The 12882-nt window shown below is 45.8% G+C and carries 12 protein-coding genes; 5 read left to right on the forward strand and 7 right to left on the reverse strand.

Features of this window, described 5'->3' with window-relative positions; genetic code table 11:
• The first annotated feature begins 133 nt into the window (after positions 1 to 133).
• Genes hemA through moeB form a run of 4 tightly spaced genes read left to right on the forward strand, consistent with a single transcriptional unit; the run spans position 134 to position 4128 of the window.
• Positions 134 to 1393 carry a glutamyl-tRNA reductase gene (gene hemA / locus A3738_RS01845; RefSeq protein WP_068481945.1) on the forward strand — a complete coding sequence of 420 codons (1260 nt, stop codon included), beginning with the start codon at positions 134 to 136 and terminating at the stop codon, positions 1391 to 1393.
• A gap of 43 nt (positions 1394 to 1436) precedes the next feature.
• Positions 1437 to 2522, forward strand: a complete 1086-nt coding sequence (gene prfA, locus A3738_RS01850; protein ID WP_068481947.1) for a peptide chain release factor 1 — start codon at positions 1437 to 1439, stop codon at positions 2520 to 2522.
• Positions 2523 to 3368 carry a peptide chain release factor N(5)-glutamine methyltransferase gene (gene prmC / locus A3738_RS01855; RefSeq protein ID WP_068481950.1) on the forward strand — a complete coding sequence of 282 codons (846 nt, stop codon included), beginning with the start codon at positions 2523 to 2525 and terminating at the stop codon, positions 3366 to 3368.
• Entirely contained in the window at positions 3361 to 4128 is a 768-nt protein-coding gene (gene moeB / locus A3738_RS01860; protein WP_231876498.1) for a molybdopterin-synthase adenylyltransferase MoeB, read from the forward strand. Before prmC ends, moeB begins: the two co-directional genes overlap by 8 nt.
• Before the next feature lie 71 nt (positions 4129 to 4199).
• Here the strand turns inward: moeB and A3738_RS01865 are convergent, their stop codons facing one another.
• The 7 genes from A3738_RS01865 to upp form a co-directional block, all read right to left on the reverse strand.
• Entirely contained in the window at positions 4200 to 5597 is a 1398-nt protein-coding gene (locus A3738_RS01865) for a PhoH family protein (RefSeq protein WP_068481953.1), read from the reverse strand.
• A 71-nt stretch (positions 5598 to 5668) separates the two neighbouring features.
• Entirely contained in the window at positions 5669 to 6145 is a 477-nt protein-coding gene (locus tag A3738_RS01870; RefSeq protein ID WP_068474368.1) for an HPP family protein, read from the reverse strand.
• A 69-nt stretch (positions 6146 to 6214) separates the two neighbouring features.
• Complete coding sequence (gene minE, locus A3738_RS01875; RefSeq protein ID WP_068481957.1) at positions 6215 to 6463, reverse strand: cell division topological specificity factor MinE; 249 nt, start codon at positions 6461 to 6463, stop codon at positions 6215 to 6217.
• Positions 6460 to 7278 carry a septum site-determining protein MinD gene (gene minD, locus A3738_RS01880; RefSeq protein WP_068481961.1) on the reverse strand — a complete coding sequence of 273 codons (819 nt, stop codon included), beginning with the start codon at positions 7276 to 7278 and terminating at the stop codon, positions 6460 to 6462. Before minD ends, minE begins: the two co-directional genes overlap by 4 nt.
• A gap of 87 nt (positions 7279 to 7365) precedes the next feature.
• A complete protein-coding gene (minC, locus tag A3738_RS01885; protein WP_082869091.1) occupies positions 7366 to 8169 on the reverse strand; it encodes a septum site-determining protein MinC in 804 nt (267 codons plus the stop codon).
• A 260-nt stretch (positions 8170 to 8429) separates the two neighbouring features.
• Positions 8430 to 9671 carry a uracil-xanthine permease family protein gene (locus A3738_RS01890; RefSeq protein ID WP_068481964.1) on the reverse strand — a complete coding sequence of 414 codons (1242 nt, stop codon included), beginning with the start codon at positions 9669 to 9671 and terminating at the stop codon, positions 8430 to 8432.
• A gap of 40 nt (positions 9672 to 9711) precedes the next feature.
• Positions 9712 to 10338, reverse strand: coding sequence for a uracil phosphoribosyltransferase (gene upp, locus A3738_RS01895; RefSeq protein WP_068481969.1), 627 nt, complete (start codon positions 10336 to 10338; stop codon positions 9712 to 9714).
• Positions 10339 to 10509: 171 nt separating this feature from the next.
• Between upp and parC the strand changes: the two genes are divergently transcribed.
• On the forward strand, positions 10510 to 12807 hold the full coding sequence (gene parC / locus A3738_RS01900; protein WP_068481972.1) for a DNA topoisomerase IV subunit A: 2298 nt from the start codon (positions 10510 to 10512) through the stop codon (positions 12805 to 12807).
• Positions 12808 to 12882: the final 75 nt, after the last annotated feature.

Consider the following 12882-nt stretch of genomic DNA (forward strand, 5'->3'; position numbering starts at 1 on the left):
GAGGCATAAACGTCGTTATGATGACATACCGCTTAATACTGTCAATGTTGTCGATAAGACATTGTGTAATTCGCATGGAATATTTCTCACGCTCTTTGTAAAATAGGGGTTTAATTCTCAAATTCTGTAATCAATGTCCATCCTTGCCTTTGGCATAAATCATAAAACAGCTCCCATAGAGTTAAGGGAGAAAGTTGCTTTCGACCCTTTGGCGCTTATGGATGCCTTGTCGTCTTTCGTCGCGCAGCATCAGGTGAGCGAGGGCGTTATTTTGTCTACGTGTAACCGGACGGAGATATATTGTTCGGTTGATGGCGGTTACGGAAAACGTGATGTTTCAGATTGGCTCGCGAAATTTCACCACGTTAATGTCGACCTTATTGAGCGAAATTGCTTCTGTTATGGCAACGACGATGCAGTGCGACACGTTATGCGTGTGGCGGCAGGGTTGGAGTCACTTGTTTTGGGTGAGCCGCAGATCTTAGGGCAGCTCAAATCTGCGTATGCTAGTGCGCTTGAGGCGGGCTCAGTTACTGGGCGGTTGGGGCGTCTCCTTGAAACGAGTTTCTCGACGGCTAAACAGGTGCGTACAGAGACGGCGATTGGCGAGAGTGCAGTATCGGTTGCAGCGACGTCAGTGGTTTTGGCAAAGCAGTTATTTGGTCAGTTGAGTCAGAGCAAAGCGTTGTTGGTCGGAGCGGGTAAAACAACTGAGCTTGTAGCGAAACACTTACGTCAAGCTGGCATTAAAGACTTAACTATTGCGAATCGTACTTTGGCGCGTGCGCAAGATTTGGTAGATGAAGTCGGTGGTCAAGCAGCTTTAATAGGTGATATTCCTGATTTGTTGGTCGATGCAGACATTGTTATTTCCTCTACTGCGAGTCCACTGCCAGTTCTAGGTAAGGGCGCTGTTGAGCGTGCATTAAAGTTAAGGAAACATCGGCCGTTTTTCATGGTGGATATCGCGGTCCCTAGAGATATCGAACCGCAAGTGGGTGAATTGGCGGATGTGTATTTATATACGGTTGATGACCTTGCCAATGTGATTGATGAGAATAAGCGTTCGAGAGAAAGGGCTGCTGACGATGCCGAGTCGATTATTAACGCTGGAGTACGCCGATTTACGAGTGATTTGCGTATTTCAAAAGCGGGGGACGGCTTAAGACGATTCAGAGCGCATGCTGAAAATATCCGCCTAAACGAAGTAGAAAAGGCGGTTAGTGCTTTGCAGCAAGGAGCTGACCCTGAGAAAGTCGTGAGGAGTTTGTCTCGAACTCTCACGCAAAAGTTATTGCACGAACCGACCGTCTCTGTTCGTGATGATGCTGCAGCCGGAAAAGCTGAAACGGCACAGTTGTTATTGAATTTATTTAAACTTGATGAAGAGTAGCGTTGCTACACTTCTCGTACTTTATTTTTAGTGAAACATATATATGAAAGAGTCTTTGCTACTCCGTCTTGAAGAAATTACGGAGCGATATGAAGAGTTGGGCGCGTTGTTGAGTGACCCAGAAGTGATTTCTGATCAAGATAAATTCCGTGCCTACTCCAAAGAATATTCAGAAATCGAGCCTGTCGTGCAGTGTTTTGCTCGCTTTAACCAAGCGAAAGATGATATTGAAGAGGCGAAGCTGTTGATGGAAGACGGTGATGCCGAGATGCGAGAAATGGCGCAAGAAGAGTTAGGCGAAGCTGAGAAAAGTATGGAGGTCTTATCGGATGAGTTACAAATGCTCTTGTTGCCGAAAGACCCGAATGATGGCAATAACGTGTTTTTGGAAATTCGTGCCGGTACAGGCGGTGACGAAGCTGCGATTTTCTCAGGTGACTTGTTTCGCATGTACTCTCGTTATGCGGAGCAAAAGCGTTGGAAGATTGAAGTTGTAAGTGAAAGCCTTGGTGAACATGGTGGTTACAAAGAAATCATTACGCGTGTGATTGGTGATGGTGTCTATGGCGCGTTGAAGTTTGAATCCGGTGCGCACCGTGTGCAGCGCGTTCCTGAAACTGAATCGCAAGGTCGTATTCATACGTCAGCATGTACGGTTGCGGTTATGCCTGAAATCGAATCTGTTGATGATGTTGAGATTAATAAGGCTGATCTTCGAATTGATACTTTCCGTGCATCGGGTGCGGGTGGTCAGCACGTCAACAAAACTGACTCTGCAATTCGTATTACTCACTTGCCAACAGGCGTAGTTGTTGAGTGTCAGGACGAACGTTCCCAGCACAAAAACAAAGCTAAGGCGATGACCTTGCTTGCGTCTAAGTTATTGAGTGCAGAACAAGAGGCGGCTGCAGCTGAGCAATCGTCTCAGCGCAAGAGTTTGGTAGGCAGTGGAGATCGTTCAGAGCGAATCCGAACATATAACTATCCGCAAGGGCGTGTCACGGATCATCGCATCAATCTTACCTTGTATAAGCTTGCTGAGGTGATGGAAGGTGATCTCGGGACTGTGATCGATCCTTTGTTGCATGAGCATCAAGCCGAGCTTCTTGCGAGCATGAATGACGCATAAATGAGTGCTCAGATAACAATAGAGCAGGCACTCGCAATGAGTGCCGATATTCAAAGCGAAACACCTGAACTTGATGTCCAATTGTTGTTAGCGCATGTCTTGCAGGTAGAGCCAAGTTATTTTCGTACTTGGCCCGAAAAGTCCCTCAGCGTAGAGCAATCTCAAACCTACCGTCATTTATTGCAAGAGCGTCTTAAGGGGCGGCCTGTCGCACACCTGACGGGTAGTCGAGGTTTCTGGACGCTCGATCTTATTGTTAATGAAAGTACTCTCATTCCTCGTCCTGATACCGAATGCTTGGTTGAAGCGGCGTTAGACTTATTTGCTGATGTTGAGGCAGCGAGTGTACTTGATCTAGGGACGGGTACGGGCGCCATAGCACTAGCTCTAGCAAGTGAACAGCGAAATTGGACTGTGCTAGGTTCAGATCTACAGTCGGATGCGGTTCTTTTAGCGCGCTCAAATGCAGCTAAAAACCAAATTCGAAACGTCGATTTTGTTCAAGGCTCATGGTTTGACCCGATCGATAAAGATGCTCAGTTTGATTTGATCGTGAGCAATCCACCTTATATCGACGAGAATGACGTCCATTTGTCTCAAGGTGATGTGCGATACGAACCCTTGTCAGCGCTTGTTGCGGCAGAGCATGGTTTGTCTGATATAAAGCTTATTTCGAAATTAGCAAGATCTCACCTTAAGAACGGTGCGTGGCTGATACTTGAGCATGGTTATGATCAGGGAGATGATGTTCGACGTATTTTGAGTCAGTTTGATTACGAGAGTATCGAAACTCGGCAGGATTACGGTAGCAACGACCGGTTCACGATCGGACGATTCTATGGATAAGGCTTCTATGGATAATAAAATGAATGATGAGGCTTTGTTGCGGTATAGCCGACAGTTAATGCTACCGGGATTTGATGTGGCAGGGCAGTTAGCTTTAAGCAATGCGCGTATCTTGATTATTGGGGCTGGTGGCTTGGGGTCTCCTGCGGCGTTGTATCTGGCTGCCGCTGGCGCGGGGCGACTTACCATTGTGGATGACGATATCGTTGAATTGAGTAACTTGCAGCGTCAGATTGCGCATGGTGAGTCTGCCATAGGGCAGTCAAAAGTTGTGTCTGCGAAAGATAGTCTCAAGGCATTGAATAAGCATTGCGAGGTTATTGCATTAGAACAAAGGTTTGTAGAGTCTGATTGGGCGGAAAAGCTTTCTGAGTTTGATGTGGTGTTAGATTGTAGTGATAACTTTGAGACGCGCTTTTCAGTAAACCGCCTTTGCGTGAAATCGAAGGTTCCGCTAGTTTCAGGTGCTGCAATTCGTATGGAAGGGCAGTTGGCGATATATGATTCTAGAGAGGATGATTCGCCTTGTTATCGATGCTTATATGATGAGCAAGGTAACGAAAACCTTAACTGTTCAACCAATGGTGTGATGGCGCCGCTAGTTGGGGTGATTGGCTCAATGCAGGCTTTGGAGGCTATAAAGCTGGTGTCTGGATATGGTGAGCGCAGTGCCGGGAAATTGTTGATCTATGATGCTCTGTCTTTAGACTGGCGTACCTTGAAATTGCGCAAGGATCCTGAGTGCCCCGAGTGTGCGTAGTTGCGATTGAATAACAAAAAAGCCGGAGATTAAATGCTCCGGCTTTTTTGTTATGGGGTGATGCTAGTTACTTAATCATGAAAATTATTCGCGACGTAATCTGCTAGACGAGATCGTTCAACGCTTGTGAGTGTGATGTGAGCGTAGTGCTCCCAATTTCTCATGCGGTCGATCGCGTAACTAAATCCGCTTGTATTGGCGCTGAGGTAAGGTGTGTCGATCTGCTTGAGGTTGCCGATCGCGACAACTTTAGTTCCTGGGCCTGCGCGTGAGATGAGGCCAAGCATTTGCGCCGCGGTCAGGTTTTGGGCTTCATCAATTAGGAAGAACTTTCCTGAGAAGCTTCTACCTCGCATGAAGCTTGAGCTTTTTATTTTGACGCGATTCTTAAGAAACTCGAGCCCTGATTTTCGCTCAAACTCATTGCCTTCTGGGTTCGCCGCTAAGGTTTCGAGTGCGTCCGTAATTGCACCCATCCAAGGTTCGATTTTGGCTTCTTCTTCGCCTGGTAAAAAGCCTATATCTTCTCCCATCGGAACGGTTGCGCGAGTGACAATGATCTCATCGTAGAATTTATCTTCGTACACAAGTTGTAGCGCTGCAGCGAGGGTTAACAAGGTTTTACCCGTACCTGCATCGCCAGCTATCGTTACAAAATCAATTTCGGGGTCGGTAAGAATAGAAAGCGCGTAGTTTTGCTCCTGGTTACGCGCTTGAATACCCCAGCAATGATAATGTTGCTCGAAATCAGGGAGTATTTCGATCATAGCTTCTTTGCCATTGGTGGCGCGAAGAATGCCGCGAAAGTTTTGTTGGTTATTTGAGTTTGAGTAAATGTGCGTGTTGATCGGCCAATTTCCGACCCAAGGCGCTTTTATGTAATAGATAATGATGGTGCCGACATCTTGAGAGTCCTCGCGTTCGGTTCGGATTTCAACACCTTCAGCTTCCCACATCTCTTCAGTGATTTCTATTTGGCCGGAGAATAGAGATTCATCACCAATGCTTGCTACTTGGTCGTTACGATAATCTTCTGAGATGATTCCACGGACGACAGCTTTGATGCGCATGTTGATGTCTTTCGTGACAAGAACGACGCTTGTATCGGTATTCTCAAAGTCGTCGCGTAACTGTTTAGCGACATCAATGATTTCGTTATCAGCAACCGTTTGTCTATCTTTTTCGAAGGTTTGGAATATAAGCTTCCCGCCTCCGTCTAGGGCAATCCCCTCAGGGAGCTGGTCTATATCTGCTTGTGAAAGGAGTTCGTCGAGATAGCGGTGTGCTTGTCGCGCATTTCTGGCGGTATCTCGTTGGCCACGTTTGTGGCTATCAAGTTCCTCTAAGACGCGAAGAGGGATAAAAACAGTTTGTTCTTCGAATTTAAATATTGATTCAGGCTCGTGGAGCAGAACATTGGTATCAAGTACATAAATTTTACTATCGGTTTTTTTGTTACTTATAACCATCTTGAATTCCTTCGAAGTGAATGTGCATTTAGGTTTCGCGGCCCTCCGAGTTGTTTGCGCGCATCATTAACTTAGTTGAGTTGTTCGACAATAACTTTGAGTAAATCGTAAGTCGTAATGATGCCGCTTACGTCATCACCATGTTTTACAAATACTCTATGAAGGTGTTCGTTCATCATGAGTTTTGATACTTCTGTAATGGGAGTATCTTCAGGTACGGACACTAAGATAGGGGTCATGATGTCGTTAACTTCGACAGGCATATTGGCAAGGCCTTCGAAAATCATCATTCTTAAACGGCGAGCTTCTTGCTGCTCTTCTTCGCTCATTTCAGCTTCGTAGGGAGAGCTCGAGCCATCGAAATGGAATTCTGCAATATCTTTGAGCGTTGCAATGCCGATGATTTTGCCTTCATCGTTCGCAACAGGGCTACCAATAATATCGTTATCGCTTAGGAATTTCTTGAACCGTTCCATTGTCCAAGACTGCGGTACTGACTTTACGTTGGGAGTCATGATGTCTTTTGCGGTGAGCGATTTTACTGACATTATTCTTTTCGCCTTTATACGGTATTTCTTATGACTCAGAGAAAGTGCCGTCCACTGGCACTCATTATCTTACTCTGGGAGCATGACGTTCAGTTCAAGAACCGAACAGTCATCATTTTTATCAAGTTGGACCTGTACTTGGTCTTGATTGATAGATACGTACTTGCGAATAACCTCAAGAATTTCTTTTTGAAGCATTGGCAGGTAATCGGGCTGCTCGCGCTGCCCACGTTCATGAGCAACAATTATTTGTAAGCGTTCCTTCGCGATAGATGCGGTGTTCTTCTTGGTGCTTTTAAAATAATCTAAAAAACTCATGCTGTTGCAGCCCCCTTAAACATACGCTTAAAGAAACCTTTCTTTTCATTCGTGATAAAACGCTGTGGCTTTTCGGCGCCAAGTAAGCGTTCTACAGCATCATCGTAGGCCTGTCCTGCATCAGTTGATTGATCATGGATAACAGGAACGCCTGAATTTGAAGAAGAAAGAACGGATTGTGATTCAGGAATAACGCCAAGAAGTTTGATGGCTAGAATCTCTTTAACGTCATCTACGCTCAGCATTTCACCTTTCTCAACACGGCTAGGGTTGTAGCGGGTTAGAAGAAGGTGCTCTTTTACCGACTCGCCATTTTCAGCGCGGCGAGACTTGCTTTGTAAGATACCTAAAATTCGATCTGAGTCGCGAACCGAAGATACTTCCGGGTTCGTTACGACAATGGCTTCATCTGCGAAATAGAGAGCCATTTGAGCGCCGTGCTCAATGCCTGCAGGCGAATCACAAATGATGAAATCGAAGCGCTCAGAAAGTTCATTAAGAACTTTTTCTACGCCATCTTGAGTGAGTGCATCTTTATCGCGAGTTTGAGAAGCGGGGAGAATGTAAAGATTCTCATTATGCTTATCTTTGATAAGAGCCTGGTTTAGCGTCGCTTCGCCGTTGATTACGTTTACGAAGTCATACACTACACGACGTTCACAGTTCATGATTAGATCTAGGTTACGAAGACCTACATCGAAATCGATAACGACGGTTTTGTGTCCCTTCAGGGCAAGACCTGTGGAAATGGACGCGCTGCTAGTTGTTTTACCTACGCCGCCTTTACCTGAAGTGATAACAATTATTTTTGCCAATGTTCTATTCCCATGTTGCTATGTTGTTTGAAGTTGGGCTTAAGCCTCTTTACTTCTTGCGCTCTTATTCGGCGCTTAATGGGCTCTTTAGAGCTCTAGTTTTTTAAAATTCAGAGTTTGCTCGTCCAAATATACTTGGCAGGGCTTGCCTATGGTTGAGCTTGGAATGTCTTCGCTTATTTTGTATTGCCCTGCGACGGAGACAAGTTCTGCTGCCATGCTTTGGCAGAAGATGCGTGCTTTGGTATTGCCTTTAACCCCAGCTAGCGCGCGTCCGCGCAATGTACCGTAAACATGAATGTTTCCGTCGGCTAGTATTTCTGCGCCGGCACTTACAGAGGCTAGAATGATCAAGTCACCATCTGCTGCGTAAACTTGTTGTCCTGATCGAATAGGATGATGGACAATTTTACTAATCTGTGTTTCAGTTTTGATTTCGACCTTTGCAGGCTCATCTGCTTTGGGTTCCTGCGGCGCAGGTTCGCTAGCTGCTGGAGTGTCTGTATCGATCGCTGCGTTACGTTCTTTTTGTTTGGCTAATATTCCTAAGCCATGATTGCGCGCGACGTCTTGAAGTGATGCGCTGGCGCCTCTTACAGCGATTGCCTTCACTTGGTGTGCTTGGCATATCTCGATGAGACGCTCAAAGTCGAGGCTTGGTTCTTCATACTTCTCTAGGCCAATCACGACAGGAAGGTTTTCAAAAAAACTAGGGGCTTGAGCGACTTTCGCTGCGAGTTCTTCGCTGAATTGCTTTGGTTCAAAGCTGGTGAGCTCTAAGGCAGTCATTGGAGCTAAGGATGCTTTAAGTTTGATGCTTGGCTGAACAGGCGGGTTTTCTGCTGACTTGTGTGCTTCTGGAGCGATGGTTGTGCCTGTGTCCGAACTCATGATTACCCTAATTTTCTATTTTGTTTTTTTGTTTGCAGAGCATGTACTAAATAGTTACTTATTTTGGGTCTGTTTCGCAATAGTCAACAAACAGATTCTGACAGCCCTCTAATGCTTTCGATCATACCATAGAGCCTGAAGCTCATGCTTATGTTAAAAGCTGATTTTTTAGTAATGTGTTGAATTAATTATCGAGGATTTCCACTGACCTCTCAGCTTCGATTTAATAGGTTGTGAGAGATCAGAGCGATGGTCTGGTTTTATTGCTCGGTTTCTGGTTTTGTTTTCGGTAGAACAAGGTTGAGAAGAATGCCCGAGATGGCTGCTAATCCTATCCCTTGAACGACGAAGCCTTCACCGCCAAAGTTCATTCCGCCAATTCCAAATACTAAGGGGATTGAGATAATTGCTAGGTTGCGAGGGTCGTGTAAATCAGCATTTGAACGGGCTATTGTTCCTATGCCAATTGTTGCAATGGCACCAAATAGTAGAACCATAATGCCGCCCATCACAGGGGTTGGAATCGTGGCAAGAAAGCCGCCGAGCTTGCCGCAAAAAGATAAGATAATTGCGAACACTGCGGCCCAGGTCATGTAGATTGGGTTAAATGCTTTGGTTAGTGCGACGGCGCCGCTCACTTCTGAGTACGTAGTATTTGGCGGTCCACCAACCACTGCGGCTGCGGTTGTCGCTACACCATCGCCAAGTAAGGTTTTATGAAGTCCAGGTTTTTTTAGGAAGTCTTTTTTAGTAACGCTGCTAATTGCCATCATATCTCCGATGTGTTCAACCGCAGGTGCAATGGCGACGGGCAACATAAATAGAATTGCGCTGGCATTGAATTCGGGGAGCGTAAACCTTGGATTCGCAAACCAAGCCGCGTTGCTGATTGGGTCAAAACTAACAATTCCACAGAGCAGGGCGACGACATAGCCGACAGAGACTCCAAGAAGTATAGGGATTAAGCGAATAATGCCGCTGCCTAGAAGAGATGCAATGGCGGTAACAAGCAATGCGCTCATTGAGATAAGAATGGCAGTGTTCTGGTTGACTAGCTCTGCTGAACCGTCACCCGTTTTACCGAGTGCCATATTCACAGCGACTGGTGCAAGGCTTAAACCAATTACAACGATAACCGGGCCGACAACAATCGGCGGCAAGACGCGTTCGATGATCTCGGTTCCGCGCCACGCAACAATGCCCGAGAGCAAAATATATACGCAACCTGCGGCCATTAGTCCGCCCATCGTTGAGGCTATGCCCCATGTCTGGATGCCATAAATAATAGGGCCGATAAAGGCAAAGCTGGAAGCGAGAAAAATCGGAATGCTGCGCTTAGTTATAAGTTGAAAGATGAGCGTGCCAACACCCGCAGTAAATAGAGCAACGTTACTATCTAACCCTGTAAGTAAGGGGACAAGAACGAGGGCGCCGAAGGCAACGAACAGCATTTGTGCGCCAATTAGCGCAGTCTTTGGGCTGAATGCATTTTCATCTGACATCGTGAATCTTCCTTTTCGCTATGTTTAGGGTGAGTTGTTGCTACTGGGTCCCGAAGATCTTGTCTCCTGCATCGCCAAGCCCGGGTAATATATATCCTTTGTCGTTTAGCTTTTCGTCGACAGCGGCGGTATAAATTTCCATGTCAGGGTGTGCAGCTAGAACTTTTTCAATGCCCTCGGGCGCTGCAACTAAAAACAAACCAATGATTTTTTTACAGCCTGTTTTTTTAAGAAGGTCAATTGTCGCAATCAGAGTTCCGCCAGTTGCAAGCATTGGGTCTATGATCATTGCTGTTCGATCTTCAATGTCTTTTACGAGCTTTTCAAAATAAGTAACCGGCTCGAGTGTTTCCTCATTTCGATATAGCCCAACGACACTGACCTTAGCGTTAGGCATTAATTCAAAAACACCATCAAGCATACCAATACCGGCGCGTAGGATTGGAACGACAGTGACTTTCTTTCCTTCGATTTGCTCAACGGTTGTCATGCCCGACCAGCATTCAATTTGTTTCGGTTCGAGAGGGAATGATTTGGTTGCTTCGTAGGTGAGGAGGGTCGTGATTTCTTTACTGAGTGCGCGAAAGCTTTTGGTGGAGATGTCTTTTTCGCGAAGTAAGCCTAACTTGTGACGAACGAGTGGGTGTTTGATTTCGATGACGTTCATGCATCTTCCTTTGATTAATACGTAAAAAAAGGGCGCTTAAAACATTAAGAAAAGGGCACATTACTGATTAGCTCTATGCAGTTGTGTGCACGCTCCATATAATGAACAACAGCTTCACAATCATAGTCAAATTTTTCCTTAAGGGAACTCTAAAAGGGAACTCTAAGTTTTATGAGTCAAGACACGCCTAGTTTCGAAGATGGTGTCGAGCAGATTTCGCTTCGAGAATATACCGAAAAAGCCTATCTCGATTATTCAATGTACGTCATTCTTGATCGTGCGTTGCCGCACGTCGGGGACGGTTTAAAGCCTGTTCAACGCAGAATTGTTTATGCCATGTCGGAACTTGGCTTAAAAGCATCGGCGAAGTATAAGAAGTCCGCGAGAACGGTGGGTGATGTTCTGGGTAAGTTTCATCCGCATGGCGATAGCGCGTGTTATGAAGCGATGGTGTTGATGGCGCAACCGTTTAGTTATCGTTATCCATTGATTGATGGGCAAGGTAACTGGGGTTCGGCTGACGATCCTAAGTCATTCGCGGCAATGCGATATACCGAATCAAGATTAGCGCCTTATGCAGATGTGCTTCTTGCCGAGTTGGGTCAAGGTACTGTTGATTGGATGCCTAACTTTGATGGCACGATTGATGAACCAAAAACCTTACCCGCTAGATTGCCGAATTTATTGCTTAACGGCACAACGGGTATTGCGGTCGGTATGGCCACTGATATTCCTCCTCATAACCTTCGAGAAGTCGCGAGTGCATGTATTCATTTGCTGGATGAACCTAAGGCTCAAACTCAAGATCTAATGACGCATGTTCGCGGGCCTGATTATCCAACGGGTGCTGAGATCGTCACTCCGCCGGCAGATATTCAGAAGATTTATGAAACAGGCCGAGGCTCGATCAAGATGCGAGCTGTCTATAACACTGAAAGTGGCGATGTCGTGATCACCGAATTGCCTCATCAGACTTCTGGAGCCAAAGTGCTTGAGCAGATTGCGTCTCAAATGCAGGCCAAGAAGCTACCGATGGTTGCGGACTTGAGAGATGAGTCCGATCACGAGAACCCAACGCGTCTTGTGATTGTTCCCCGCTCAAATCGTATTGATATCGATTCATTGATGGCGCACTTGTTTGCGACGACTGATTTAGAAAAAAGCTATCGCGTTAATCTTAATATGATTGGTATTGATGGTCGTCCTGCAGTGAAAGACTTGCGTACGATCATTAGTGAATGGTTGAGTTACCGTACTGATACCGTTACACGCAGGCTGCAATATCGCTTAGATAAAGTTGAGCGTCGCTTACACTTATTGGAAGGCTTATTGGTCGCCTTTCTTAATATTGATGAAGTCATTCATATTATTCGTACTGAAGATGAACCTAAAGCCGTCTTAATGGCGCGGTTTGGTTTAACTGAAGTGCAAGCTGATTACATTCTCGATACCAAGTTGAGACAGTTAGCACGTCTTGAAGAGATGAAAATCAAGGCGGAGCAAGAAGAGCTCGAAAAAGAGCGTGCTTACTTGCAAAAAGTACTTGGCTCAAAAGCGCAGATGAAAAAGCTCATCAAGAAAGAGCTGCTCGCTGACGCTGAAAAATATGGTGACGATAGACGCTCTCCGTTGGTTGTTCGTGGTGATGCAAAAGCCTATTCCGAAACTGATTTAGTCAGTTCTGAGCCAGTGACCGTCGTGTTATCTGAAAAAGGCTGGGTACGCGCTGCGAAAGGGCATGACATTGATCCAAAAGGCTTGAACTACAAAGCTGGCGATAGTTTTAGTTTGTCGGCAAAAGGTCGTAGTCAACAAGGTGTCATCTTCTTAGATTCTACTGGTAGGGCGTATACGGTAGCAGCACATACTCTGCCGTCTGCTCGAGGCCAAGGTGAACCCTTAACCGGTAAAATAAACCCACCATCTGGTGCAGAGTTTAGAGCGGTGCTAATGGGTAAAGAGGGGCAAAAATTGCTCATGATGAGCGATGCCGGTTATGGCTTTGTTTCAAGCATTGATCAACTTCAAAGTAAGAATAAAGCGGGCAAAGCTGCGATCACATTGCCTAAGAATGCTGAAGTGATGCATCCGATGGTCATCGATGATGTAGAGAGTCAGTTGCTTGCTGCAGTGACTAATGAAGGCCGAATGCTGGTGTTCCCTGTGAAAGACCTTCCTGAATTGGCGAAAGGTAAGGGTAATAAGATTATCAGCATTCCTTCAGCGCGAGCTCAGAGTAAAGATGAGCTGATGACCAATGTTGCGATTTTCTCAGAAGCCGATTTTGTGGTCATTCACTCTGGTAAACGCCACTTGAAGCTTAAATACAGTGATTTGCAGCACTATGTTGGTGAACGCGGACGAAGAGGGCAAAAACTGCCAAGAGGATTGCAGCGTGTAGACCGTATTGAAATTATTAAAACGGGTAAGGCTGACGCTGAGCCAGAAGCAGAGCAGCAAGCAGAATAGTCACTAGAATAAAAGCCGTTGTTACAACGGCTTTTTGTTATCCAAGAATTCATTTTAATCAGAAAGAGATTAGCT

Source organism: Oleiphilus sp. HI0066, from assembly GCF_001635725.1.

Coding starts and splice junctions, on each gene's coding strand:
- A3738_RS01890 (WP_068481964.1), bottom strand. CDS start 9,671: ATGTCAGATGAAAATGCATTCAGCCCAAAGACTGCGCTAATTGGCGCA.
- moeB (WP_231876498.1), top strand. CDS start 3,361: ATGGATAAGGCTTCTATGGATAATAAAATGAATGATGAGGCTTTGTTG.
- upp (WP_068481969.1), bottom strand. CDS start 10,338: ATGAACGTCATCGAAATCAAACACCCACTCGTTCGTCACAAGTTAGGC.
- parC (WP_068481972.1), top strand. CDS start 10,510: ATGAGTCAAGACACGCCTAGTTTCGAAGATGGTGTCGAGCAGATTTCG.
- prfA (WP_068481947.1), top strand. CDS start 1,437: ATGAAAGAGTCTTTGCTACTCCGTCTTGAAGAAATTACGGAGCGATAT.
- A3738_RS01870 (WP_068474368.1), bottom strand. CDS start 6,145: ATGTCAGTAAAATCGCTCACCGCAAAAGACATCATGACTCCCAACGTA.
- minE (WP_068481957.1), bottom strand. CDS start 6,463: ATGAGTTTTTTAGATTATTTTAAAAGCACCAAGAAGAACACCGCATCT.
- prmC (WP_068481950.1), top strand. CDS start 2,523: ATGAGTGCTCAGATAACAATAGAGCAGGCACTCGCAATGAGTGCCGAT.
- minC (WP_082869091.1), bottom strand. CDS start 8,169: ATGAGTTCGGACACAGGCACAACCATCGCTCCAGAAGCACACAAGTCA.
- A3738_RS01865 (WP_068481953.1), bottom strand. CDS start 5,597: ATGGTTATAAGTAACAAAAAAACCGATAGTAAAATTTATGTACTTGAT.
- hemA (WP_068481945.1), top strand. CDS start 134: ATGTCCATCCTTGCCTTTGGCATAAATCATAAAACAGCTCCCATAGAG.